Consider the following 23,259-nt stretch of genomic DNA (forward strand, 5'->3'; position numbering starts at 1 on the left):
GGGGGAACGACGTGACGATCCGTCAGTCGGGAGAGACGTCGGTGTCGGCGACCGGCGAGGAGGGAAGCTCGTCGTCGGATGCGCCGGATGTCCGCTCACCAGCACGGAGCGGAGAGGAGTTCGCGTCGCTGAGGCGCGCGGGGGACGCGCCGTTGCCGCCGCCGGAACCGGCGGAGGACGACGCGGGCACGGCGGTGCCCGGTGGGCTCCCGGAGGGAGGTCCGGCGGGCACAGGGGTGGTGTGGTCGACGTCTCCGGCACCGTTCGTGGCGGGGAGCGCGCTCGACGGTGGGGATCCTGCCGAGGACGCAACCGTCGGCGATACCGGTGGCTTCGACGCGGTGTGCTCGACCGCGATGACGGTCGTCGTCGTCGCGGCAGGCTCGGCGGCGCTCCCGGGAGCGGCGCCGGGTTCGGGAGCCGCAGGCGCCGTCGGGTCGAGTGCTTCGAGCACGGGCGGGACGGTCTCTGCGGTGACGTTCCCGAGAAGGGCCGTGGTGTCATCGACCACGCCGACGACGTCATCCACTGCGGAGATCAGGCCGAGGTCGGAGACGAGTCCGCCGACCACCGGGATGCCGGCGACCGTGTCGAGAATCGGGTCGGTGATCTGCGAGACCGGTGCGCCCGTCAGAACATCGGTGACCGGTGCGACGACCGCGGTCGCGGTCTCGGTCACAGCGTGCACGACGGGTGCCGCGACCGGCCCGACGACCGGAGCGTCCACGATCGGCTGGGTGGCGGTGGCGACGATGGCGGGGGCAGCCTGCTGCACGGGTGCGACCACCTGGGTGACGACGGGGGCGACGACCTGCGTGACGATCGGGGCCACGGGTGCCGCGACGGCGGACACCGTGTCGCTGACGAGCGAAGTGAGCCCGTCGAGTGGGCCGTCGTCCTGCTCATCCGCGTGCGCGGATCCGCCTCCGAGGAGCACGGTCAGCGCCGCCCAGGCGAGCACGCCGATTCCACCCCAGAAGACCACGGCGGGTACGCCGCGTCGGGTGGCCCGAGCGTCCACGTCGACCTCCCCCTCCGAAGGCAACGTACGTCGACGCAGTTGCGTCGATTGCGGGTGACGATACTCGCGAGCGGGGGCTGTGTCTAGGGGGTTCTCCGCGCGTTTCCGGGGATGTCGGGGTGTGACGCGCCCGGCGAAATCTCGGCTTGACTTTCCCCAGGTTCTACACATCCCCTCCGCAGAGAGGGCAACCTTCAATGCCCGATTTAAACTGATTCTCATCCACAGGCTGGGGAAACAGAAAATCCCTGATAACCGCGAATAAAAAAGTTTGCTTTTCCCGCCCTCCACGGGGTTATCCACACCCGTTGTGCACAGACACTCCGACTTTGTCCGCACGCTTTCCACATGGTTATCCACAGGCCGTGTTGCATGGGGAAAGAGTCGCTCGTAGCGTGGGCGAGCGACCGAATGTCGGAGGCTCCTGTTTCGCTGTGCAGGGTGGCGTGACGGCCGAGATCCTGTCGGCCCCGCCGTCGAAGCGTCTCATCGGAACATCGCATCGAAAACGTCGCATCGAAGGGAACACTGTGTCGATCGCTGACATCTCAGAGGAGCGCATGGGCGCGAAGCGCGCGCCGGAGCGCACGCCTCCCCACGACCTCCTCGCCGAGCAGAGCGCTCTGGGTGGAATGCTCTTGTCGAAGGACGCGGTCGCCGATGTCATCGAGACGCTCAAAGGCGCCGACTTCTACGTTCCCAAGCACGAGCTGATCTTCGAGGCCATCCTCTCGCTGTACTCGCACGGCGAGCCGACCGACGTTGTCGCCGTGACCGACGAGCTCATCAAGACCGGTGAGCTGGGTCGGGCCGGCGGCGCGGACTACCTGCACACCCTGACCTCTATCGTGCCGACGGCGGCGAACGCCGGGTACTACGCGGGCATCGTCTCGGAGCGCGCGATCCTTCGTCGGCTCGTCGACGCCGGGACCCGCATCGTGCAGCTCGGCTATGCCGGCGAGGGCGACGCGACCGACATCGTCAACAACGCCCAGGCGGAGATCTATTCGATCACCGGCTCCGAGACCGCCGTCGACTACGTTCCGCTGCAGATCGCCGTCGACGCCGCGCTCGAGGAGATCGAGGCCGCCAGCGGCCGAGACGGGTCGATGACCGGCGTCCCGACAGGGTTCAGGGAGCTCGACGAACTCACCAACGGCCTGCACGGCGGGCAGATGATCGTCGTCGCCGCGCGTCCCGCGATGGGTAAGTCGACCCTCGCGCTGGACTTCGCGCGCGCGGCATCCATCGGCCACAACCTCCCCTCGGTGTTCTTCTCGCTCGAGATGGGCAAGAGTGAGATCGCGATGCGTCTGCTCAGCGCCGAGGGGGCGATTCCGCTGCAGAACATGCGCAAGGGAAACCTCGACCCGCGCGACTGGACGACGGTCGCCGCGACCCGAGGGCGCATCAACGATGCGCCGCTCTACATCGACGACAGCCCCAACATGACCCTCGTCGAGATCCGCGCCAAGTGCCGTCGACTCAAGCAGCGCGAGGGCCTGCGCATGGTCATCATCGACTACCTGCAGCTGATGACCTCGGGCAAGCGCGTCGAGTCTCGTCAGCAGGAGGTCTCCGAGTTCTCGCGAAGCCTCAAGCTCATCGCCAAGGAGCTCCAGGTTCCGGTCATCGCCCTGTCGCAACTGAACCGTGGTCCCGAGCAGCGCACCGACAAGAAGCCCGCGATCAGCGACCTGCGAGAGTCCGGCTCGATCGAGCAGGACGCCGACATGGTCATCCTGCTGCACCGCGACTCGGTGTACGACAAGGACGTGCGTCCGGGCGAGGCCGACCTGATCGTCGCCAAGCACCGAAACGGTCCGACGGCGACCATCACCGTCGCGTTCCAGGGGCACTACTCGCGCTTCATGGACATGGCCCCCGGCGGCGACTTCAACTGATGTGATTGTAGGGATCACTAAGAGTTGTCCATGTCGCGAGTGATGTGTCTTGCTGGTGGCCGGTTGGACATTTGTTCCGACTCAGATGACCGTGCTGTATCTGTGTGAAGGGCGAATAGTTCCTGGGGAACATGCATGCCGGGTGGGCGACGCTTCGAAGTCTCCTTGCTGGATCCGGCGGTGGATGGGAGTCGCAGGTGGCGATCAACCATCTCGGGCACTTCGCCCTCATCAACCTCCTTGCCCCGGCGTTGCGGCGGGATGGTTCACGAGTCGTGATGTTCTCATCCGCCGGTCATTTCGCCTCCGATACTCGTTGGGCTGGTCTGAACTTCGAGCGAGCCCCGTACGACCGCTGGCTGGCGTATGGACAGTCGAAAACGGCGAATGTGCTTTTCGCGTTGGAGCTCGCGAAGCGCGGTGCCGGCGACGGTGTCCGCGTTTTCTCGCTCCATCCGGGTGTGATCATGACCCCGTTGCAGCGGCACGTCTCGCGCGAAGAGCAGATCGCTTTGGGGTGGATGCGCGAGGACCGAACTGCCGCGCCGGGTCTGCGCCTGAAGTCCGTCGCACAGGGTGCCGCGACGGCCGCGTGGGCTGCCACCGCATCCCTGTTGGCTGATGCGGGCAATGGCGCCTATCTGGAAGACGTCGATATCGCCAGAATGGCCGACGGGTTCGATATGAACGTCGGAGGTGTGCAACCGTGGGCGACGGATGAGGGTTCTGCGCAACGGCTGTGGGAGATCACCAGCGATGCGACGGGCGTGCGCGGGTTCTGATCGCCGGCGGGCGGGCGCATCGTCTCCCCGGTGCTAGCGTTTCGAACATGCCCGCTTCGAGGACTCGCCAGGAAGAGGTGTATCGTCTGCTCCGGGCGGACATTCTGTCGGGTCGCGTTCAGCCGGGCGAGCGTCTGGCCTTCGCCGCACTCTGCGATCGTTTTTCCGTGAGCGTCGGTGCTGTGCGTGAGGCTTTGCAGCGCCTCGCCGAGCAGTCGCTCGTTCGTTCGGAGCCGCAGCGTGGCTTCGTCGTCATGCCTCTCAGTGAAGCCGATCTGCGCGACCTCACCGAGGCGCGCGTCCACATCGAGACGCTGACGTTGCGCCAGGCGATCCGTGACGGCGACCTCGACTGGGAGGGTCGCCTCGTCGCGGTGCACCACCGCCTCGCAGCGACGCCGGTGTATGCCCCCGGAGATCCTGATCGGCTGAGCGAGGCCTGGGCGGAGGTGCACAACGAGTTTCACGGAGTGCTCCTCGCGGGATGCCGCAACCCGCGACTCACCGAGATCGCGAACCACCTGCGGGCATCAGCGGAACTCTACCGCCGGTGGTCGGTGCCGCTGTCCGATCGCACGCATCCTCGGGACATTCCCGCTGAGCACGCGGCGATCGTGGATGCCGTGCTGGCGCGCGACGCTGAACTCGCCAGCCGTCGACTCGCCGAGCACATCGAGACCACGACGCGCTTGCTGCTGGAGTCGGGCCGCCTCTCCGTCTGAACCTCCGACCATCCCCGCGGAGGTGGGCTGACGGTGGGATCCGACCACCGGCTCGCGGGGGATGGTGGGGACCCGAAGCGTCCCCCGCGCCGGCGCGAGCGCGGTGTCGCGGAGCGCTCCCGACAGAATTTAGAAATTCATTGAGTATTTCGAAAGTTAATGGCAAGCTGGGCCAAAGCATGACGGAGTGCCGTTCGCGCGAGCGGGTCGCACACCGCGGTCGCTACGCATGAGGAGACGAAGATGTCACAGAAGATGCCGTGCGCGCAGATTCCCTTCGCGATCGTCGAGGAGGGCTGCGCATGACGCCGGAAGAGGTCGCGACCGATGTGCTCATCGTCGGCGCCGGACCGGCGGGGCTCACTCTCGCGGCCCTGCTCGCCCGATACGGAATCGATGCCATCACGGTGTCGAAGTTCGCCGGTACCGCCCGCACGCCCCGCGCCCACATCACCAACCAGCGTGCGATGGAGGTCTACCGCGATCTGAAGATCGAAGACGAGGTGAACCGGATCGCCACCCCGAGCGATCTCATGTCGAACAACGTCTGGGCGACCAGCTTCGCGGGCACGGAGATCGCACGCCTGCAGACGTGGGGCACGAGCATCGAGCGGCAGGCCGACTACGACGCGGTGAGTCCGAGCCGGATGTGCAACGCGCCGCAGCATCGGCTGGAACCCGTGCTGCGCGCGTCAGCAGAAGGACAGGGCGCGGACCTGCGCTTCGGGGTCGAGCTCATCGAGATCACCCAGGATGAGCACGGGGTGCGCGCAGTGGTGCGCGATGAGAGCGGCGTGGAGACGCTGATCCGCGCGCAGTACGTGGTCGGCGCCGATGGGGCGCGGAGCACGGTGGGGGAACAGCTCGGCTTCAGGTTCTCGGGAGAGAGCGGGCTGGGGGCTGCGCTCAACATCTTCTTGGAGGCTGACCTCTCCGAGTACTGCGCGCACCGTCCCGGCGTGCTCTATTGGATGACCCAGCCGGGCAACAACTACTGGGTGGGCTCGGGCACCTGGATCTGCGTGACACCTTTCCGAGAATGGGTGAACCTCTCGATGTACGACCCTGCGGAAGGCGAACCCGACCTCAGCGAGAGCGCGCTCATCGAGCGCGTGCGCTCGACCATCGGCGATGACACCGTCGACGTGACGATCAAGTCGGTGTCGAAGTGGCAGATCAATCACGTCGTCGCCGAGAGCTATCAGTGCGGCCGGGCTTTCCTCGTCGGAGATGCCGCCCACCGGCACCCACCTGCCGGGGGCCTCGGCTCGAACACCTCGGTGCAGGACTCTTTCAGCCTCGCCTGGCGCCTTGCATACGTGATCCGCGGGCTCGCAGGTCCCGAGCTCCTCGCCACGTATGACGCCGAGCGGCAGCCGATCGGCCGGAAGGTCGTCGACCGCGCGATCGAGAGCGTGGGCAACATGGGCCCGATCGCTGACGCGCTGGGCTTCGCCCCCGGTCAGTCGATCGCCGAGGGATGGGACAACCTCGAGGATCTCTTCTCGGCCACTCCCCACGGGGCCGATCGCCGAGCTGCGCTCGAGGCCGCGATCGAACTTCAGCACTACCAGTTCAACGCGCACGGTTTCGAGTTCGACTTGCGATACGAGTCGGCGGCCGTCGTCGACGACGGCACGGATTGGCCGCGAAACGAGAGGGACCCGGCGCTGTACGCGACTCCCTCCACCCATCCGGGCGCGCCGCTCGCGCATGCGCGGGTCCAGCGCGACTCCGCGCTGCTGTCGACGATCGACCTCGTCGGCGACGGCGTGTTCACGCTCGTCACCGGCATCGCAGATGGAGCGTGGCGCGAAGCCGCCGCGACGGTGAGCAGCGAGCTCGGTGTCGTCATCCGCGTCGCTCAGGTGGCCGTGCGAGGGGAGTACGACGACGTCTACGGCGACTGGACGAGGGTTCGCGGCGTGGGTGACGCCGGTGCGCTGCTCGTACGCCCCGATCGCGTCGTCTCGTGGCGTGTGACCGAGGAGCCCGAGGACGCGGTCGCTGCTCTGCGTACCGCGCTCGGAGCCGTGCTCGCGCGCGCCTGACCTGCCGCCACCAGCACTTCGCCGGAACGAACCGAGAGGACGAACCATGAGCGCAAAAGGCGCCGTTTCAGAGATCGGCTACGTGTCGATGCGCACGCGAGACCTGTCAGCCTCGATCGCCAACGCCGTCGATGTCTTCGGTCTCGCGGTGACCGATTCGAATGCCCAGAAGGCGTTCATCACCGCCCAGAACAAGCACCACGAACTGGTCTACGCGCAAGCCGATGAGGATGCGCTCGACCATACCGGCTTGGTGGTCGAGAACCGGATGGAGCTCGAGGCCATCCGCGAGAAGGTCGATCGCGGCGGATATCGGATCGTCTCCGAGCACCCGATCGAGGACCACATCGAGGAGGGCTTCGCCTTCGTCGGGCCCGAAGGGTTCACCTGGCAGATCTATACCGAGAGCATCGACTACTCGATGCTCAAGCGAGGATCGCTCGCGCCGGATCGCCTGGGGCACACGAACATCCAGGTGAGGGACTCGAAGGCGCAACGCGACTTCCTGGGCGAGGTGTTCGATTTCGTCGTCTCCGACAACATCGGCGACGAGAACTTCTTCATGCGCTGCAACAACGACCATCACGGCATCGCGGTCTTCAAATCCACCCGCGCTGCGATGCACCATCACGCATGGCAGGCCGGCAACATCATGGATCTCGCCCGTCTCGGCGACCGGCTCGCCCGCCGAGGATCGCGCCTCGCCTGGGGGCCGGTGCGCCACGGCGCGGGCGACAACATCGCGGTCTACTACGTCGAACCCAACGGCGCGGTCATCGAGTACTACTGCGATATGGAGACCATCCGCGACAAGGAGCGACCCGAGCGTCGGTTCGATGCCGACGATCTCTACTGGATCAATCAGTGGGACGGTCAGGTGCCGCCCGGCATCCTCGACCACGGTGTCGTCCCCATCGAGCGATGATCCGAAACGCACACGGACACTTCCCCGACCCTGAGTTCACCATCAAAGGAATCACATATGCGTCTTGCAAACCTTGACGGCCGAGCTGTCATCCTCACCGACGATGCCAGCGGCTTCGACGTCTTCGACGCCAGCGCGGGCCGATTCGGTCCGAGTATCCAGGACGTCTACGAAAAGTGGGAGGCATTCTCGGAGTGGGGGCCTGAGGCCTCCGGACCGGCGATCGCGATCGAGGAGTCGCAACTCGGCCCGGTCTCACCACGCCCCTTCCAGGCGTTCGGGATCGGCTTGAACTACGACGAGCATGTCGCGGAGAGCGGTTTCGGCCGGCCGGAGAAGCTTCCCCCCGTCTTCCCGAAGTTCCAGTCGTCCATCGCGGGGCCCTTTGAGACCGTCGAGCTGGTGCCGGGAGGCCGCACCGACTGGGAGGCCGAGCTCGTCGTCGTGATCGGACGCATGGCGCACCGCATCGCGGAAGGATCAGGCTGGGATCACGTGGCAGGCGTGACGGTCGGACAGGATCTCTCGGAACGGACGACCCAGCTCGACGGTCCGGCACCGCAGTTCGGTCTCGGGAAGTCCTTCCCCGGGTACTCCCCTCAGGGTCCCTGGCTGGTGACCCCCGACGAACTGCCCGACCGCGACGACCTCGCGATCTTCTGCGAACTCGATGGCGAGCGGATGCAGGACGGCCGTACGAGCCAGATGATCTTCGATGTGGCGACGCTCGTCGAGCAGCTCTCCGCAATCGTGACGCTGCATCCGGGCGATGTGATCTACTCGGGCACGCCCTCCGGGGTGGGCTTCGTGCGCGAGCCCGCACGCCTCATCCGACCCGGTGAGACGCTCGTCACCACCATCGAGGGAGTCGGCACCATTCGCCAGGTGTTCACCGGCTGACATGCACCCTCGTCCGTGTCTCGCACCGTGACTCCGGCCGGATCCACTCACCGCCATCCGACATCCATCAGGTCAGGAGAAGAACAATGACGATCTCAACCGAAACCATGACCGACGAGCAGAAGAAGGCGCTCGTCCTGGAGTACTTCAACACTTTCGACCGAGGGGGAACGCGTGCGAACGGCGAGAGTATCCTCAGCCTGTTCGCGGAAGATGCGACGGTGTTCTTCCCCAAGTGGGGCATCGCCGTCGGTCGGGAGCGGATCGGTGCCATGTTCGGTGACCTTTCGGCTCACTTCCTGTGGATCAATCACACGACGAGTCACATGAATTTCGTCTTCGGTGGCACGACTGTCGCGTGTGAGGGCCTGACCAGTGGCGTGCACAAGGACGGCCCGTGGGCGGCCGGAACTCCCGAATGGGGAGCTGGTCGTTTCTGCGACGTCTTCGAGATCTGGGATTTCCAGATCCAGCGCCTCCACATCTATCTCGATCCCGACTACGCCGGTCTTGATACGGCTCGCTACCCGTGGCTCGCGGAATCGGCCTGAGCCGCTCGCGCGACGGATCGCGCCTCGCGGCGGTCGTGGGAGCCAGTCGGGGCGCGTCGTGCGTGCGGACGGGTTCGCACTTCGACGTCGTCGGCTCGAAGCGAGGAGCACGACGCCGATCACGTCAGCGATGTCGAAGCGTAGAGACCCTGGCGCCTACTGTACCGGTACAGTAGGCTCTCCTTCTGTACCGATACAGAAGGAGACGAGGATGGAATCTCAGATGATCGCGGCTCTCGTGCTCGCGGAACGCCGGGCCGACAGCGAGGGAACTGCGCGCGACCCTCACCGCCAGCGACGGCTCGACGCCCTCCGTGCGCGAGACCGCGTCGTCGCCGCGAACGCCAGGGCGGAGCGATGGAGGCGTCTGCGCACCGCCTTGGCCCACGGCATCCGGCGGCTGGCGGAGATGGTCGAGCCGCCTCGTCCGGTGTGCGTCTCGCCCGCGCCCGATCCGTGCTGACCCCGGCCGGACCGATCCCCCTGTCGGGCACAATGGGGGAGGAGGTGGTCGGTGTGGCGCGAGTGACGTTGAAGACGATCGCGGAGCACGTCGGCGTGAGCCGCATGACGGTCTCGAACGCCTTCTCCCGGCCGGACCAGCTCTCCGAAGACCTCCGCACCCGCATCCTCACCGCCGCCGAGGAGCTGGGGTACGCGGGCCCCGACCCCGCGGCCAGGGCGCTCGCTCGCGGACGTACCGGCGTCATCGGCATGGTGCTGACGAACTCGCCGCGCGACGCCTTCACCGACGACGTCGCGGTCGGCTTCGTCCGGGCGGTGGCGGGGTCGCTCGCCGATGCCGGATACTCTCTCGTCCTGCTGCACGCCTCCGGGAAGAACGGCGTGGTCCCGGCGAGGGATATTGCGATGGACGGCGCCATCGTCTATTCGTGCGCGCCGGCGACGGCGGCGTTCGCCGCGCTCCGCGAGCGGCATCTGCCGATCGTGAACGTCGAGGGAGCGCCGCTCCCCGGGGTGCCGGACATCGGCATCGACAACGCCACCGGCGCCTACCAGGCGGCACAGCACCTCGTCGATCTGGGGCACACCCGTATCGCGATCGTCGTCTCTGCGCTCGATGCCGACAACTCCTCGCCCTCGGAGGCCGCCGTCGATACGGCATCGCCCACGATCGCCGGTCGGATGGACGGGTGGATGCGCGCTCTCGGGCAGGCGGACATCGTCCCGACCCTCGTCGGAACCCCCGCGCTCGGGATCGACGACATCCTGCGTGAGCGGATCGATCGGATGCTCGACGATCCGCCCACCGCCGTCCTGGCGTTCTCCGACCTGGCCGCCCTCGAAGTCATGGAGCGGGCGAAGGCGCGCGGCATCCTGGTTCCCGAACAGCTGTCCGTCGTCGGCTTCGACGACAATCCGCTCGCCGCACGTGTCTCGCCCGCGCTGACCACCGTCCGCCAGGACATCGATGCGAAGGGGGACGCTGCGGCGCAGGCTCTGCTGAGTCTGCTGCGCGAAGAGGAGGCGACGTCTTCGCAGCGGCTCCCCACCGCCCTGGTGATCCGGGCGTCCACCGCTCAGCCGGGCGCCGCAGGGCGATCCGAGAAGACGTCCTCCCGGACGTAGCCGCCGAGCGTCTCCGACGCGAAGTCGAGGAGGGCGGAGGCGCGGGGCGTCAGGGTCATGTCCTCCGGCCAGATCCCCACCACATTCGAGACCGTGACGGGTGGGTCGAGGGGGCGGATGACGAAGGGCCGCCCCTCGATGCTCACGGGGAGCGCATGGGGACGCGACATCAGCAGGCCGTAGCCGAGACCGCGTGCCACGATCGCGTCGACGAGGCTGAACTGGGTGATGCGGGCCTCGACCCGCGGGGCGATGCCGCGTGCGGTGAACGCATCGGCGACGTTGCGGATGCCCGGAGTCGCGTCGTACTGGATGTAGGGCTCGTCGGCGAGATCGGCGAGATCCACGGCGTCGGCCATCGCGAGCGGATGGTCCGGATGCAGATGGACCTGGAGCTCGGTCGCGTAGATCTTGCGCCGACGGTACCCGAACGGCAGAGACACGTCGTACACGAGGGCGACGTCGAGGCGTCCGGCGTCGAGGGCGGAGAGCAGCTCTTCGTTGGTCCCGACCATGATCTCGATGTGCACTCCCGGATGCCGTTTCGGGAAGCCCTCCAGGAGTTCGGGAACCACGTTCGTGGCGAAGCTCGAATAGCATCCGAGCTTCACCGGTCCCCGCAGCTCCTGCCCTCCTCGGGCACCCAGGACGAGTTCCTGGGTGTCGGCGACGATCTGACGGGCCTGCTTGGCGAACTGCTGGCCGGTCGGGGTGAGGGTGAGGCCCCGTGCCTTGAGCCGCACGCACAGCTGCTCGCCCACCGCCTTCTCGAGACTCGTGATGGCCTGTGACAGCGCGGACTCCGAGATGTGCAGATGGGCGGCCGCCGCACTGAGGGTGGCGAAGTTCGGCAGCGCGGCGAAAAGCTCCAGCTGCCGCAGGCTCACATCGGCCATGCCACTCCTTCGTGTGCGGGCTTCTTCGGTTCGATCGAACTATATCCCCGGATTACTGCGATTTACATGCAGTCATCGCCGACGCACCATGGAGCGACAGCATCCCGATCCCCGCCGTGACGGCGGGGCGACAATGACGTTAGGGACAACCATGAACTCTCGCCTTCCCGCTGGACACCCGACTTCCCAGCGCCGGATCGCCTTCGCGACGATCATCGGCACGACGATCGAGTGGTACGACTTCTTCATCTACGCCACGAGTGCAGGACTCGTCTTCGCTCAGCTCTTCTTCCAGCCCGCGGGGAAGGAGATCGGCGTGCTGCTCGCCTTCGCCACGGTCGGCATCTCGTTCCTCTTCCGTCCGCTCGGCGCCTTCCTGGCCGGGCACTTCGGCGATGTGATCGGGCGGCGCGCGATGCTGGTCGTCACACTCGTGCTCATGGGGGCCGCGACGACGCTCATCGGTCTGCTGCCCACCTACGCCCAGATCGGCATCGCCGCGCCGATCCTGCTGCTCCTCCTCCGCATCCTCCAGGGTCTCTCCGCCGGCGGCGAGTGGGGCGGAGCGGTGCTCATGGCCGTCGAGCACGCCCCTGCGGATCGCCGTGGTCGAGCGGGCTCGTGGCCGCAGCTCGGAGTCCCCCTCGGCTTCCTCCTCGCGTCGGGCATGACGGCGCTCATGACCGGGGTCGTCTCGCCGGGCGAGGCCTACCTCGAGTGGGGCTGGCGGGTGCCGTTCCTCGTGAGCATCGTGCTCATCGTGGTGGGCTTCGTGATCCGCCGCTCGGTCGAGGAGAGCCCGGTGTTCGCCGAGATCGCCCAGCGGGGCAAGCAGAAGAGCCTCCCGATCGTGGCCCTCTTCCAGCGCCACTGGTACCTCGTGATCCTCGCGGCGCTCGTGTTCGCAGGCAACGGCACGCTCGGGTACATGACCACGGGCGGCTTCCTCAACAGCTATGCGATCAACGTGCAGAGCATCGACACCACGTCGGTGCTGCTCGCCGCCTCCTTCGCGGCGGTCGTCTGGTTCTTCTCCACCCTCCTCGCGGGCTACCTGTCGGACGTGATCGGCCGCCGCAACACGTTCCTCATCGGCTTCGCCCTGCAGGCAGCGGTCGTCTTCCCGATCTTCTGGCTCGTCGACAACGGAGGGCTGCCAGGGCTCTACACCGCACTCGTCCTCATCTCCACCGGACTCGGGCTCACCTACGGACCCCTGGCCGCGTGGTACTCCGAGATCTTCCCGGCGTCGGTCCGCTTCTCCGGAGTCTCGATCACCTACGCGATCGGTGCGGTCCTCGGCGGGGCCTTCGCGCCCATGATCGCGCAGATGCTCCTCGATGCCACGGGCTCGACCGCGGCGGTGTCGGGGTACCTCCTCACGGCCTCGCTTCTCGGGGGTGCGGCGACGCTGTGCCTGCGGGATCGCTCCGGCATCCCGCTCGGACCCGACCACGAGGCCGAGCAGGCGAGCGGAGCCACCATGTTCACGTCTCGCGCGGCCGCCCCCGAACTCGCCGGAAAGCACTAGGAAGCCACTCATGTCGCGCCGTCCAGTCAAGGAGAAGAAATGGTAAACAGCGCCACCAGGATCGCGATCATCGGCGGAGGGATGGGCGGACTCACCGCGGCGATCGCCCTGACGAGGATCGCCGGCGTCCAGGTCACGGTCTTCGAGCAGGCCGGCAAGCTGGGCGAGGTGGGCGCCGGCGTCACCGTCGCCCCGAACGCCCAGCGCGTCCTCGACAGGCTCGGCGTGCTCGACCAGATCAAGCGTGCCGGCGCCACCCCCGACGGCCATGGCGTGTACCAGGACGCGCGGGGCAACGTCGTCACCGACGCGGCCTGGGAGGACTCCGCACGGCAGTACCGCAATATCGGGATGTATCGGCCGGACCTCATCGCCGTGCTGGCTCAGGAGGTCGATCCCGACACCATCCGTCTCGGCCATCGGCTGTCGTCGATCCAGACGTCGGACGCCGGGGTACGCGTCGAGTTCGAGAACGGCGCGAGGGAGGACTTCGATGCCGTGATCGGAGCGGACGGCATCCACTCGGTCGTGCGCAAGGCGGTGTCGCAGTTCCCGGAACCCGTCTACTCCGGATACATCGTCTACCGCGGAGTCGTCGACGCGTCGCTCCTCCCCGACGAGTGGCCCATGATCAGCCAGGTGTGGATGGGGGACCATCGGCACTTCATGTGCTATCCGCTGCAGCAGCGCAAGCTCTTCAACTTCGTGGCCGGGGTCCCCAGCGATCGGCCGCTCGCGGGGGACTGGTCTGGACCCGCCGAGGTGAGCGAACTCGCCGCCGAGTTCGCGGGCGAGGACTGGGACCCGCGGCTCCATCGGTTCATCTCGGCGATCGAGAAGACCTTCTGGTGGGGTCTGTTCGACCACGAGCCCCTCACCAACTGGTCGCGCGGGCCGATCACGCTCCTCGGCGACGCCGCGCACACGATGCTGCCGCACCAGGGCCAGGGGGTGAACCAGGCGATCGAGGACAGCATGGCCCTCGCGACGTTCCTCGCCGCGGCCGATGACGTGTCCGACATCCCCGAGGCGTTCCGGCGCTACACCTCGGTCCGCATGCAGCGCACGGCGATCCTGCAGCACGGCTCTCGACGGGCCGGTGCCATGTTCGATGCGCAGTACGAGTTCGCGGATCTGCAGAAGCGCGACGCCGACCTGCGTGTGGGGCGGGACTTCCGCAGAAGTGCGGTGTTCGACTACGACGCGCTGAAAGTCGCCGAGAAGGCGCTCCAGAACTCGAGGAGGAATCAGTTCGCATGACATCGATCAGCATCATCGGCAGCGGCAGGATGAGCGCGGCGATCGCCGACGTCGCCGCACGGGCCGGCGCGAGCATCCAGATCATCCGACGCAGCACGGCGAGCTCCTCACGGGAGCGCGCGGACGTCACGTACGGGGCCATCGGTGACGAGCTGACCGGCGAACTCGTGGTGCTCGCCGTTCCGTACGGGGCCTACCCGAGCATCCTCGAGCACTATCGGGAGCAGCTCGACGGCAAGGTCGTCATCGACATCAGCAACCCGATCGACTTCACCACCTACGACGAGCTGACGGTGCCGGCGGATTCCTCCACCGCTGCCGAGCTCGCCCGACAGGTACCCGCGGGAGCGGCTGTCGTGAAAGCGTTCAACGTGAACCTGGGCGACACCCTCGTCACCGGCACGAACGGCACGACCCCGACGACCGTCCTGTTCGCCGGCGATCACCCGGAGGCGAAGATCGCCGTCGCGGGGCTCATCGAGGCCGCAGGGATGAGGGCGGTCGACGTCGGCCCGCTGTCACGGGCGAGAGAGCTCGAGGCGATGGGCTTCCTCCAGATCGTCTTGGCGGCGCTGGGCAAGACACGCAACGAGGCGGGATTCGCGCTGCTGCCGTGAGCACGGATGTGCCCTCCCCATCCGCAGAGGATGGGGAGGGCACGTCTGCGGGGCAGGGAAGGTCACCCCAACGGCACGGTGGTGAACGATGTGACGGAGTCGGGCACGTCCGCCGGAAGGAACGAGGCTGACCCGACGTCGACGAGCGGGTCGTCCTTCGTGTGGCGGTTCCACAGTTCCGGGAGCGCCCGGAGGAGGAATTCCTCGATCTTGACGATGGCTCCGGCCTCGGGGTTGATCGTCAGCCGGATCCGGGCGTCATCGGTCTCGTAGAGGAGCACCTTGTTCGCTGTCGCATCCTCTTCGACCGTGATCCCCTCGGCGAGAGCGAGCGCCTCGAGGAAGGTCGCCTGGTACTCGGGAGACGCGGTCATGAAGGGAAGCGCCCACGTGAGCTGGTTCAACATGTGTTCGGCCGGGGGGATGGCGAGCTCCTCCTCGATGCTGTCGTACAGGCCGTTGGTCTCCGGCTCGCCATCCTGGGGGAACGTCGCCGCTTCGGCCTTCTCCGCGATCAGCTGCGCTTCCATCCCTCGCTCCCAGGCGGCGAGGAACGCGGCGGGCTCGGAGGGGAAATCGGAAGCGGGGACCGGAAGCTCGTCGATGTCCGCATCGAACTGCTGGGTGTCGGAGGCGGGCTGAGGACCCGGCACCGATCCGATCGGATACTCCGATCCGTAGTACGCGGTCCAGGTGGCCCGGATCGCCGACTCGTCTCCGTACAGTTCCGACGCATGGAAGGACGTCTCCGAGGTCATGGAGTACGTGCCGTCGGGCGCGGTGACGTACGTGCTTCCCGACTCGGTGACGACGGCCGCGGTCGCTCCCGTCCGGAAGCTTCCGAAGGGCAGGAACTTCTCGTTGGGGCCACCGATCATGCGCAGGTGCCGAGTCGTGATCGTCACCTGCATGGGCTGAGCGACCGCAGCGCGGATCGAAGCCGCGGTCTCGTTGAGGTACGTCGACGCCGATGCGGCCTGAGGCTCACCGACGATCCCCGGAGGGATCACGAGGGAAGCGGTGAGGGCGACGGCGGCGACGGCCGTGCCGCCGACCGAGGCCGCCACGATCCGTCCGACGGGACGTCGACGCCGGGAGCGGCCGATCGCCTGGTGGAGGGCGCGCCGGGGAGCCTGCGAAGAGGCGGGGTAGGTGGGCTTCATCTCGCGCACCGTGTCAAGGATGTCCATGGATGATCTCTTTCTCAGCAAGTCGGATGTGGGTGGTCGCGGGCCGGGGCTGGTGGGCAGCCTCGGGCGGCGACGGTGGCGGTGCCGCGAGCTTCGCCCGGATGCGGCTCAGTCGCGATCTGACCGTGCCGACGGGGATCCGCAGCGCGGCCGCGATCTGTTCGTAGGTGAGGTCTCCCCAGGCGTGGAGGAAGAGGACTTCGCGGTCGCGAGCGGACAAGGCGGCGATCCGTGGATACAGACGCTCGATCTCGCCCGCCGCATCGAGCTGCGCCGATGACCGGTCGTGATCGTCCGGAGCGACCGGGTCGCTCTGGCTGAAGGATGCCTGCAGCACGCGCCAGTGCTGTGCCTGGGCTCGGCGGTGCTGACCGAGCACATTCGTCGCGATGCCCATCAACCAGGGGAGGGCGGATGGGCGCTCCAGGTCGAAGCGCTTGCGCTTGCGAAAAGCGATGAGGAACGTCTCGCTCACGATGTCGTCGCTCGCCGCCGGCCCGACGCGGCGGGCGACGTACGCCGAGACCGCGTCGATATGTCGTTCGAAGATCTCGGAGAACTTCTCCGCAGACCCGATCGATTCGCGGATGATGTCGTTGTCGTTGGTCACAATAGGTATCCGTCACTCGGCGCGATCCGGTTCCATCGGCGTCCGAACGGGCACCGGCGGCGCCGAGCGGCCGGCGGCTAGCGGCGCATCCGGTCGGTCGAGTACTCCGGGGTCGCATAGACCCCGCCCTGCGGCATGTTCGCGTCGAGCGGCTCCGGCGGGCCCCACTCGGCGGCATCGTCTCGGGGAGCGAACCCGATCGCCGCGCCGGCGTCGAGATCCCACCAGAGTTCGGCGTTCGCCGACACCGCATAGAACACGGCCGTATGCGCGGAGGTCGTCATGGCCGCGAGGAACGCCCGCACCGCGTCGGCCGGGCTCAGCCACGTGCGCTGCTCGCGGGCGGAGTTCGGCCGCTGCTCGTAGGTGCCGATGCGCACCGACACGGTGCTGACGTCGAACTTGTCCGCGTAGAGGCGGCACAGGGCTTCCGCTGCTGCCTTCGACACCCCGTAGAAGCCGTCGGGACGCGGAGGCATGTCGGGGGAGACGTGCTCGCCGGCGGTGTACATGCCCGTCAGCCGGTTGCTGCTGGCGTAGACGACGCGACGCACTCCGGCCCGTCGAGCCGCTTCGAGCACGTGGTAGGTGCCGACGACGTTCACCTCGGCCAGGTCGTGGAAGTCCGCCTCATCGGCGATCCCCCCGAGATGGATCACACCGTCGGCACCCGCGAACAGGTCGACCAGCGACTCCAGGTCACCGAGGTCCAGCGTCCTGACCGCGTCGTCGGGGCCGACGGGGGTGGTGGGGCGGACGTCGGTGGACACCAGCACGACCCGCTCCTTCGCGAGGGCGGCGCGAAGCGCGGATCCGATCGTTCCGGCGGCACCCGTGACCACCCAACGGCGTCCTGCGGTCGTGGTCGGATGGCCTGCCGCGGCGTCGCTCGGAGTCATGACCAGACAGTATCGGTCATCTCACGGACGCGTCGAGGAGGCGTATCGGCGGGCGGTGGATACTGGGGGAGGCCGGCGATCGCGGGCGATCTCGGGAGGGGACGATCCATGGTGGACGGAGCAGGAAGCCGGCGCATCCGAGACGGGTATGCCGCGCGCGCCGTCGAGTACACGGAGCTCTTCGGCGACATCTCGCAGATGGATGCGATCGATCGGCAGCGCATCACCCTCTGGGCCGATGGCGTGGACGGACGCATCCTCGATGCCGGCTGCGGTCCCGGACACTGGACGGCGTTCCTCGCGGATCGAGGCCACGAGGTGGAGGGGGTCGACCTCGTGCCGGCGTTCATCTCCACCGCCACCACGCGATTCCCGCACGTGCCGTACCGGGTCGCGTCGGTGACCGATGCTGACATCGCGCCGGGGTCGCTCGGCGGCGTGCTCGCCTGGTACTCCCTGATCCACGCGAGTCCGGCTGAGCTTCCCTCCCTCCTGACCGCGGCGCGACGCGCACTCCGAGCGGGCGGCGGTCTGCTCGTCGGATTCTTCGAGGGCGTCGACGGTGAACCCTTCCCGCATGCCGTGACGTCAGCCCACTACTGGTCGATCGAGGGGATGACGGCGCTGCTCGAGCGCGCGGGCTTCTCGGTGCTCGACAGCGACGCCAGGGTGCAGGAGGGACGACGGCCGCACGCTTCGGTCAGCGCCGTGGCGGTCTGATCGGTCGAGAAAATTCACCCGGATGGGGCCCTCGTCCGCCGGCGATCCAGGTGTGATGCTAGGAGCACCAGGTCCGGGGTCCCGGGCTGCTTGACCATCCGGAGTGACCATGCGCGATTCGATCCAGCGACAGATCCTGCCGATTCCGTACCGGGGCGCCGACTTCCCGGCGACGTTCGATGCGAAGGATCCGGATACGGCGTTCCCGCCGATCGAGCCGCTGCTGCCGCCGGAGGGTGCGCCGAATGTGCTCATCGTTCTGATCGACGACTGCGGGTTCGGTGCCTCCAGTGCGTTCGGCGGTCCCATCGCGACGCCGACGTTCGAGAAGCTGGCCGGGCAGGGGCTGAAGTACACGCGGTTCCACAACACCTCGCTGTGCTCCCCGACGCGGGCCGCGCTGCTCTCGGGACGCAATCACCACACGGTCGGGATGGGCGGGATCACGGAGATCGCGACGTCGGCTCCGGGGTACAGCTCGGTCCGGCCGAACGACTGCGCCCCGTTGGCCGAGACGCTGAAGCTGAACGGATACTCCACCGCGCAGTTCGGGAAGTGCCATGAGGTGCCCGTGTGGCAGACGAGCCCGATGGGTCCGTTCGAGAACTGGCCATCCGGCGGGGGCGGGTTCGAGTACTTCTACGGTTTCGTGGGCGGTGAGACGAACCAGTACGCGCCGGCGCTCTATCACAACACGACTCCGGTGGAGCCGGATCGCACACCGGAGGAGGGGTACCACCTCACCGAGGACATCACGGATCGGGCGATCGACTGGGTGCGCCAGCAGAAGGCGCTGATGCCGACGAAACCCTTCTTCGCGTACTTCGCGCCGGGGGCGACCCACGCCCCCCACCACGTGCCCACGGAGTGGTCGGACAAGTACAAGGGCGCGTTCGACGACGGATGGGACAGCCTGCGCGCGGAGACCTTCGCCCGGCAGCAGCAGCTCGGCGTCCTCCCTGAGTCGGCGGAGCTGACGGCTCGGCACGAGCAGATTCCCGCGTGGGAGGACATGCCGGCCGAGCTGAAGCCCGTCCTCGCCCGCCAGATGGAGGTGTACGCCGGCTTCCTCGAGCACACCGATCATCATGTCGGGCGACTCATCGACGCACTGTCAGACCTCGACGTCCTCGACGACACGCTCGTGTACGTCATCATCGGCGACAACGGCGCCTCCGCCGAGGGCGACGTCACAGGATGCTTCAACGAGTTGATCAACCTCAACGGCGCCGCCGAGATGCAGACCGCGGAGTTCATGGCCTCGCGCATCGACGACTTCGGCACCCCCGCGGCCTACAACCACTACGCCGTGGGGTGGGCGCATGCCATGAACACTCCGTACCAGTGGACGAAGCAGGTCGCCTCCCACTGGGGTGGCACCCGTACCGGCACGATCGTGCGCTGGCCGCGCGGCATCGACGCCGCCGGCGAGACCAGGCACCAGTTCCACCATGTCATCGACATCGCCCCGACCGTGCTCGAAGCGGCGGGAATCCCCGAGCCGACCTTCGTCAACGGCGTGCAGCAGCACCCCTACGAGGGGATCAGCATGGCCTACTCCTTCGACGATGAGCAGGCGGAGGATCGACGCCGCACCCAGTACTTCGAGATGTTCGTCAACCGCGGCATCTACCACCAGGGATGGACGGCGGTCACTCGTCACTCGATCCCCTGGGATCAGGGCAAGCCGCTTCCCCCCATCGACGACGACGCATGGGAGCTCTACGGCCCCGATGACTGGACGCAGGCGCATGACATCGCCGCCGACAACCCGGAGAAGCTGGCGCACCTGCAGCAGAAGTTCCTGCTGGAGGCGTCGAAGTACAAGGTGTTCCCGCTCGACGATCGACGTATCGAGCGCTTCAACTCCGACCTCGCCGGGCGGCCCACCCTCATCCACGGTGACCGTCAGCTGCTTTTCGGCGGAATGGGCCGACTGACCGAGAACGTCGTGCTCAACGTCAAGAACAAGTCCCACGCGATCACCGCCGATGTGACCGTGGGAGACGGGGCCACGGGCGTCGTGGTCGCGCAGGGCGGCGCGTTCGGCGGCTGGGCGATCTACCTCGACGAGGGGAAGCCCACCTACTGCTACAACCTGTTCGGCATGCAGCGCACGTACGTCCGGAGCGCACAGCCGCTCGCTTCCGGAGACCATCAGGTGCGCCTCGAGTTCGATTACGACGGGGGCGGCCTGGGAAAGGGCGCCACCGCCGAACTCTATCTCGACGGCGCCAAGGTCGCGACAGGACGCATCGAGGCCACGGTGCCGTTGGCGTTCTCGGGCGATGAGACCACCGACGTCGGCTCCGACACCGGTACTCCGGTCAGTGAGGACTACGACACGCGCGGCAGCGTCTTCACCGGGCGCGTCCACCGCGTGCAGATCGATCTCGGCGACGATGCCCATGCGCATGATCACCTCATCCCCATCGAGGATCGGATGCGGATCATCACGACGCGGCAGTGAGATCCGGCGAGAGCGTCGTCCGCTGCCGCTGATCCGAGTGCCACCGGCACGCCAGGCCGAACCGTCGAGGGTGCCACGGTTGGATGGGCGTATGAGCCACGAAGAGACCCTGGCGGGCGGCAATGCCGGTGGGCCGGTCGTGAAGGTCGACGGCACGGTGCGCAAGACATGGGGCGACAGCACGCCGAGCGTCGTGGCCTTCATGGAGTTCGTGCGGAGCCGCGGTGTCGACCTGCCTGTGCCGATGGGGAGGGACGAGCAGGGGCGTCAGGTCATGGAGTTCATCCCCGGCCGACTCGCGATGCACGGGGAGCCGCTGTCACATGCGGAGCTCCGCAGGGTGGGGGAGATGGTGCGTGCGATCCACGACGCGAGCGCCGACTTCATCCCGCCCTCGGAGGCCCGGTGGGAGACCGCGATCGCGGCGCCCGGCGCCGATCTGGTGTGCCACAACGATCTGGCTCCGTGGAACCTGATGGTCGGGGACCGATGGGTCTTCATCGACTGGGACGGCGCTGCGCCGAGTACGCGACTGTGGGATCTCGCCTATGCGGCGCAGGCCTTCACCCTGTCCCGCGTCGACAGCCCTCCCGAGCGTGCGGCGAGCGACCTGAGTGCGTTCGTCGACGGCTACGGTGCCGACGATGAGCTCCGCGCTGCGCTGCCGGAGGTCATGACGCGACGAGCGGCGGCGATGTTCGAGCTGCTCCGGTCGGGCCACGCAGAACATCGGGAGCCCTGGGGGACCATGTTCAGCGAGGGCCATGGAGCGCACTGGGCAGCCGTGGTCGACTATGCGGCTGCGCATCAGGCGGTGTGGCGCGAGGCGGTGGCGGGTCCGGATGCGCCTTCCGGTCTCAGGGGATCGGCACCGCGCGGTCGGCACCGAGGCGCTTCATGACCATGGTCGAGGTGAGGCGCTGCACGCCGGGCAGGGCACCGAGCGTGTTGTCGTAGAGCTCCTGGTAGGCGCCCATGTCGCGGGTGAGGATACGCAGCATGTAGTCCGGGTCGCCGAACAGGCGCTGCGCCTCGACGACGGCGGGAATCGCCACCACCGCCTCCTCGAACGCGATGATCGTGTCCTTGTCGGTGCGCCCGATCGTGGCGAAGACGATCGCCTCGAATGTGAGCCCGACCGCCTTCGGGGCCACCACCGCACGGTACCGCTCGATCGCGCCGGACTGCTCCAGTTCCTTGAGTCGGCGGTGGCAGGCGGAGAGGCTCAGACCGACGTGCGAGGCCAGGTTCGTCGCGCTCATCCGTCCGTCATCCTGCAGTAGAGAGAGGATCTCCCGATCAAGTGCGTCCATGTCGACAATTCTTGCAGGTTCATCGCGAGATCGGTCGAAGAAACGAAGCACCTTTCGCCTGATCGTTCGTAGTCTCTTCCTCGACACGAGGAGGATCGATGGACATCGCGCTGGTCATGCAGTTCTGGGTGGTCGCCGTCATGCTCGCGCTGACCCCGGGCGCCGATTGGGCGTACGCGATCTCGGCGGGCCTGCGTGCCCGCTCGATCGCCCCGTCGATCCTCGGGATGATCGCCGGGTACACCGTCGTGATCGTCGCGGTGGCGATGGGCCTCGGTGCGCTGGTCACCGCGTATCCCTTCACTCTCACGACGCTGACGGTGGTCGGCGCGCTGTACCTGATCTTCCTCGGAGCCACGACGCTGGCGAGCCGGCCGGCGCCGATCGCCGAGAGCGGCGAGCAGATCGCGACGGGCGGATGGGCGCAGTTCCTGCGCGGTTCGGGCGTGAGCGGGATCAATCCCAAGGGTCTCCTGCTGCTCCTCGCCCTGCTCCCGCAGTTCACGAGTGCGGACGGCTGGTCGTCGACGACGCAGATGCTCGCGCTCGGTGGCCTCCATCTCGTCAACATCGCCGTCGTCTACACGACCGTCGGACTGCTCGCCCGTCGGCTGCTGCGCACGCGTCCGCGCGCGAGTTCGGTGGTCACCCGGATCGCCGGCATCGCCATGACCGTCATCGGCGTCGGGATCCTCGTCGAGCAGGTGATCGAGTGGCTATGAGTCGTGCGTTTTCCCCGGTCGACGCAGGCCTCTACCCCGCACCGTCGAGGTAGCGTCGAAGGGCGGACTGCGATCGGCGGGAGATGAGGACGGTGTGACTTCCATGGTGCGTACGACCACTGCGCTTCGGCTCCTGCTGCCGGCCTTCCTGCTCGGCGCGATCGTCGCGATCTCGTTCCTGGAGGCGCCGCTGAAGTTCCTCGCCCCCGGTGTCACCATCCCGATCGGGCTCGGTATCGGGCGGCTCGTCTTCACGGCGTTGAATGTGATCGCCGGCGTCGTGCTGCTCGTGCTCACGGGCGTGAACGTGCGCGCGAGGGCCGGCCGTGCGGCACTGGGCATCCTCGGTTCGATCTGGGTCGTGTACCTCGTCGAGGTGGCGGGCATCCGTCCGGTACTCAATCAGCGCAGCGACCTGGTCATCGCAGGCGCTGAGTCACCGGGGACGAACGGGGCGCACTACGCGTACATCGTCGCGGAAGTAGCCATCGTCGGGCTTCTGGTCGCGCTGATCGTCGTCACTTCGCGGTTGGTGTTCACCCCGCACGATCCTCGGGAATCCGAGGGTGAAGGAGCGCTCTGACG

Annotated in this window: 23 protein-coding genes; 17 read left to right on the forward strand and 6 right to left on the reverse strand. The window is 67.4% G+C overall.

What is annotated here, in order from left to right; translation table 11 throughout:
• Window positions 1–22: 22 nt before the first annotated feature.
• The gene (locus CQ042_RS03870) at window positions 23–1,021 is read right to left on the reverse strand and encodes a hypothetical protein (protein WP_105668908.1); all 999 of its coding nucleotides are present in this window, start codon (window positions 1,019–1,021) and stop codon (window positions 23–25) included.
• Window positions 1,022–1,551: 530 nt separating this feature from the next.
• Between CQ042_RS03870 and dnaB the strand changes: the two genes are divergently transcribed.
• From dnaB to CQ042_RS03915, 9 genes are all read left to right on the forward strand, one after another.
• Window positions 1,552–2,925, forward strand: a complete 1,374-nt coding sequence (gene dnaB, locus CQ042_RS03875; protein WP_105669271.1) for a replicative DNA helicase — start codon at window positions 1,552–1,554, stop codon at window positions 2,923–2,925.
• A 131-nt stretch (window positions 2,926–3,056) separates the two neighbouring features.
• Entirely contained in the window at window positions 3,057–3,707 is a 651-nt protein-coding gene (locus tag CQ042_RS03880; protein ID WP_105668910.1) for an SDR family NAD(P)-dependent oxidoreductase, read from the forward strand.
• 47 nt (window positions 3,708–3,754) lie between these two features.
• Window positions 3,755–4,429, forward strand: a complete 675-nt coding sequence (locus CQ042_RS03885; protein WP_105668912.1) for a GntR family transcriptional regulator — start codon at window positions 3,755–3,757, stop codon at window positions 4,427–4,429.
• A 302-nt stretch (window positions 4,430–4,731) separates the two neighbouring features.
• A complete protein-coding gene (locus CQ042_RS03890; protein WP_105668914.1) occupies window positions 4,732–6,480 on the forward strand; it encodes an FAD-dependent monooxygenase in 1,749 nt (582 codons plus the stop codon).
• A gap of 46 nt (window positions 6,481–6,526) precedes the next feature.
• A complete protein-coding gene (locus CQ042_RS03895) occupies window positions 6,527–7,405 on the forward strand; it encodes a VOC family protein (RefSeq protein ID WP_105668917.1) in 879 nt (292 codons plus the stop codon).
• Between the two features lie 57 nt (window positions 7,406–7,462).
• Entirely contained in the window at window positions 7,463–8,305 is an 843-nt protein-coding gene (locus CQ042_RS03900) for a fumarylacetoacetate hydrolase family protein (RefSeq protein WP_105668919.1), read from the forward strand.
• Between the two features lie 86 nt (window positions 8,306–8,391).
• Window positions 8,392–8,856: a nuclear transport factor 2 family protein gene (locus CQ042_RS03905; RefSeq protein ID WP_105668921.1), complete on the forward strand. Its 465-nt coding sequence runs from the start codon at window positions 8,392–8,394 to the stop codon at window positions 8,854–8,856.
• Window positions 8,857–9,067: 211 nt separating this feature from the next.
• Window positions 9,068–9,319 carry a hypothetical protein gene (locus CQ042_RS03910; RefSeq protein WP_105668923.1) on the forward strand — a complete coding sequence of 84 codons (252 nt, stop codon included), beginning with the start codon at window positions 9,068–9,070 and terminating at the stop codon, window positions 9,317–9,319.
• A gap of 53 nt (window positions 9,320–9,372) precedes the next feature.
• A complete protein-coding gene (locus tag CQ042_RS03915; protein ID WP_105669273.1) occupies window positions 9,373–10,446 on the forward strand; it encodes a LacI family DNA-binding transcriptional regulator in 1,074 nt (357 codons plus the stop codon).
• Here CQ042_RS03915 and CQ042_RS03920 read toward each other — a convergent pair.
• Window positions 10,398–11,342 carry a LysR family transcriptional regulator gene (locus tag CQ042_RS03920; RefSeq protein ID WP_105668926.1) on the reverse strand — a complete coding sequence of 315 codons (945 nt, stop codon included), beginning with the start codon at window positions 11,340–11,342 and terminating at the stop codon, window positions 10,398–10,400. The genes CQ042_RS03915 and CQ042_RS03920 overlap by 49 nt on opposite strands.
• A gap of 151 nt (window positions 11,343–11,493) precedes the next feature.
• Between CQ042_RS03920 and CQ042_RS03925 the strand changes: the two genes are divergently transcribed.
• The 3 genes from CQ042_RS03925 to CQ042_RS03935 are packed head-to-tail and all read left to right on the forward strand — an operon-like array spanning window position 11,494 to window position 14,750.
• Window positions 11,494–12,873, forward strand: coding sequence for an MFS transporter (locus tag CQ042_RS03925; protein ID WP_105668928.1), 1,380 nt, complete (start codon window positions 11,494–11,496; stop codon window positions 12,871–12,873).
• Window positions 12,874–12,912: 39 nt separating this feature from the next.
• Window positions 12,913–14,133, forward strand: coding sequence for an FAD-dependent monooxygenase (locus tag CQ042_RS03930; protein WP_105668930.1), 1,221 nt, complete (start codon window positions 12,913–12,915; stop codon window positions 14,131–14,133).
• Window positions 14,130–14,750: an NADPH-dependent F420 reductase gene (locus tag CQ042_RS03935; protein WP_105668932.1), complete on the forward strand. Its 621-nt coding sequence runs from the start codon at window positions 14,130–14,132 to the stop codon at window positions 14,748–14,750. Before CQ042_RS03930 ends, CQ042_RS03935 begins: the two co-directional genes overlap by 4 nt.
• A 62-nt stretch (window positions 14,751–14,812) precedes the next feature.
• On the opposite strand, the gene CQ042_RS03940 is transcribed toward CQ042_RS03935, so the two are convergent.
• The 3 genes from CQ042_RS03940 to CQ042_RS03950 form a co-directional block, all read right to left on the reverse strand.
• On the reverse strand, window positions 14,813–15,940 hold the full coding sequence (locus tag CQ042_RS03940) for a hypothetical protein (RefSeq protein ID WP_105668934.1): 1,128 nt from the start codon (window positions 15,938–15,940) through the stop codon (window positions 14,813–14,815).
• The gene (locus tag CQ042_RS03945; RefSeq protein WP_181157429.1) at window positions 15,927–16,550 is read right to left on the reverse strand and encodes an RNA polymerase sigma factor; all 624 of its coding nucleotides are present in this window, start codon (window positions 16,548–16,550) and stop codon (window positions 15,927–15,929) included. The genes CQ042_RS03940 and CQ042_RS03945 overlap by 14 nt, the downstream gene beginning before the upstream one ends.
• A gap of 77 nt (window positions 16,551–16,627) precedes the next feature.
• On the reverse strand, window positions 16,628–17,449 hold the full coding sequence (locus CQ042_RS03950) for an NAD(P)-dependent oxidoreductase (protein WP_105668938.1): 822 nt from the start codon (window positions 17,447–17,449) through the stop codon (window positions 16,628–16,630).
• Window positions 17,450–17,557: 108 nt separating this feature from the next.
• Here CQ042_RS03950 and CQ042_RS03955 point away from each other — a divergent pair, with 108 nt between their 5' ends.
• The 3 genes from CQ042_RS03955 to CQ042_RS03965 all read left to right on the forward strand — a co-directional run bounded on the left by CQ042_RS03955 (window position 17,558) and on the right by CQ042_RS03965 (window position 21,540).
• The gene (locus tag CQ042_RS03955) at window positions 17,558–18,169 is read left to right on the forward strand and encodes a trans-aconitate 2-methyltransferase (RefSeq protein ID WP_105668940.1); all 612 of its coding nucleotides are present in this window, start codon (window positions 17,558–17,560) and stop codon (window positions 18,167–18,169) included.
• A gap of 109 nt (window positions 18,170–18,278) precedes the next feature.
• Window positions 18,279–20,639 (forward strand): arylsulfatase, encoded by a 2,361-nt coding sequence (locus CQ042_RS03960; RefSeq protein ID WP_105668942.1) that lies wholly within the window; start codon window positions 18,279–18,281, stop codon window positions 20,637–20,639.
• A gap of 91 nt (window positions 20,640–20,730) precedes the next feature.
• Window positions 20,731–21,540, forward strand: coding sequence for a phosphotransferase (locus CQ042_RS03965; RefSeq protein WP_105668944.1), 810 nt, complete (start codon window positions 20,731–20,733; stop codon window positions 21,538–21,540).
• Here the strand turns inward: CQ042_RS03965 and CQ042_RS03970 are convergent.
• A complete protein-coding gene (locus tag CQ042_RS03970; protein ID WP_105668946.1) occupies window positions 21,497–21,952 on the reverse strand; it encodes an Lrp/AsnC family transcriptional regulator in 456 nt (151 codons plus the stop codon). The genes CQ042_RS03965 and CQ042_RS03970 overlap by 44 nt on opposite strands.
• A 98-nt stretch (window positions 21,953–22,050) precedes the next feature.
• Between CQ042_RS03970 and CQ042_RS03975 the strand changes: the two genes are divergently transcribed.
• Together CQ042_RS03975 and CQ042_RS03980 are read left to right on the forward strand one after the other, a co-directional pair.
• Complete coding sequence (locus tag CQ042_RS03975; RefSeq protein WP_105668948.1) at window positions 22,051–22,674, forward strand: LysE family translocator; 624 nt, start codon at window positions 22,051–22,053, stop codon at window positions 22,672–22,674.
• A gap of 103 nt (window positions 22,675–22,777) precedes the next feature.
• On the forward strand, window positions 22,778–23,257 hold the full coding sequence (locus CQ042_RS03980) for a hypothetical protein (RefSeq protein WP_105668950.1): 480 nt from the start codon (window positions 22,778–22,780) through the stop codon (window positions 23,255–23,257).
• Window positions 23,258–23,259 lie beyond the last annotated feature (2 nt).

It is taken from the genome of Microbacterium sp. MYb62, from assembly GCF_002979475.1.
GTDB lineage: Bacteria > Actinomycetota > Actinomycetes > Actinomycetales > Microbacteriaceae > Microbacterium.

Coding starts and splice junctions, on each gene's coding strand:
- CQ042_RS03880 (WP_105668910.1), top strand. CDS start 3,057: ATGCATGCCGGGTGGGCGACGCTTCGAAGTCTCCTTGCTGGATCCGGC.
- CQ042_RS03885 (WP_105668912.1), top strand. CDS start 3,755: ATGCCCGCTTCGAGGACTCGCCAGGAAGAGGTGTATCGTCTGCTCCGG.
- CQ042_RS03890 (WP_105668914.1), top strand. CDS start 4,732: ATGACGCCGGAAGAGGTCGCGACCGATGTGCTCATCGTCGGCGCCGGA.
- CQ042_RS03895 (WP_105668917.1), top strand. CDS start 6,527: ATGAGCGCAAAAGGCGCCGTTTCAGAGATCGGCTACGTGTCGATGCGC.
- CQ042_RS03900 (WP_105668919.1), top strand. CDS start 7,463: ATGCGTCTTGCAAACCTTGACGGCCGAGCTGTCATCCTCACCGACGAT.
- CQ042_RS03905 (WP_105668921.1), top strand. CDS start 8,392: ATGACGATCTCAACCGAAACCATGACCGACGAGCAGAAGAAGGCGCTC.
- CQ042_RS03910 (WP_105668923.1), top strand. CDS start 9,068: ATGGAATCTCAGATGATCGCGGCTCTCGTGCTCGCGGAACGCCGGGCC.
- CQ042_RS03920 (WP_105668926.1), bottom strand. CDS start 11,342: ATGGCCGATGTGAGCCTGCGGCAGCTGGAGCTTTTCGCCGCGCTGCCG.
- CQ042_RS03925 (WP_105668928.1), top strand. CDS start 11,494: ATGAACTCTCGCCTTCCCGCTGGACACCCGACTTCCCAGCGCCGGATC.
- CQ042_RS03930 (WP_105668930.1), top strand. CDS start 12,913: ATGGTAAACAGCGCCACCAGGATCGCGATCATCGGCGGAGGGATGGGC.
- CQ042_RS03935 (WP_105668932.1), top strand. CDS start 14,130: ATGACATCGATCAGCATCATCGGCAGCGGCAGGATGAGCGCGGCGATC.
- CQ042_RS03940 (WP_105668934.1), bottom strand. CDS start 15,940: ATGGACATCCTTGACACGGTGCGCGAGATGAAGCCCACCTACCCCGCC.
- CQ042_RS03950 (WP_105668938.1), bottom strand. CDS start 17,449: ATGACTCCGAGCGACGCCGCGGCAGGCCATCCGACCACGACCGCAGGA.
- CQ042_RS03955 (WP_105668940.1), top strand. CDS start 17,558: ATGGTGGACGGAGCAGGAAGCCGGCGCATCCGAGACGGGTATGCCGCG.
- CQ042_RS03960 (WP_105668942.1), top strand. CDS start 18,279: ATGCGCGATTCGATCCAGCGACAGATCCTGCCGATTCCGTACCGGGGC.
- CQ042_RS03965 (WP_105668944.1), top strand. CDS start 20,731: ATGAGCCACGAAGAGACCCTGGCGGGCGGCAATGCCGGTGGGCCGGTC.
- CQ042_RS03970 (WP_105668946.1), bottom strand. CDS start 21,952: ATGGACGCACTTGATCGGGAGATCCTCTCTCTACTGCAGGATGACGGA.
- CQ042_RS03975 (WP_105668948.1), top strand. CDS start 22,051: ATGGACATCGCGCTGGTCATGCAGTTCTGGGTGGTCGCCGTCATGCTC.
- CQ042_RS03980 (WP_105668950.1), top strand. CDS start 22,778: ATGGTGCGTACGACCACTGCGCTTCGGCTCCTGCTGCCGGCCTTCCTG.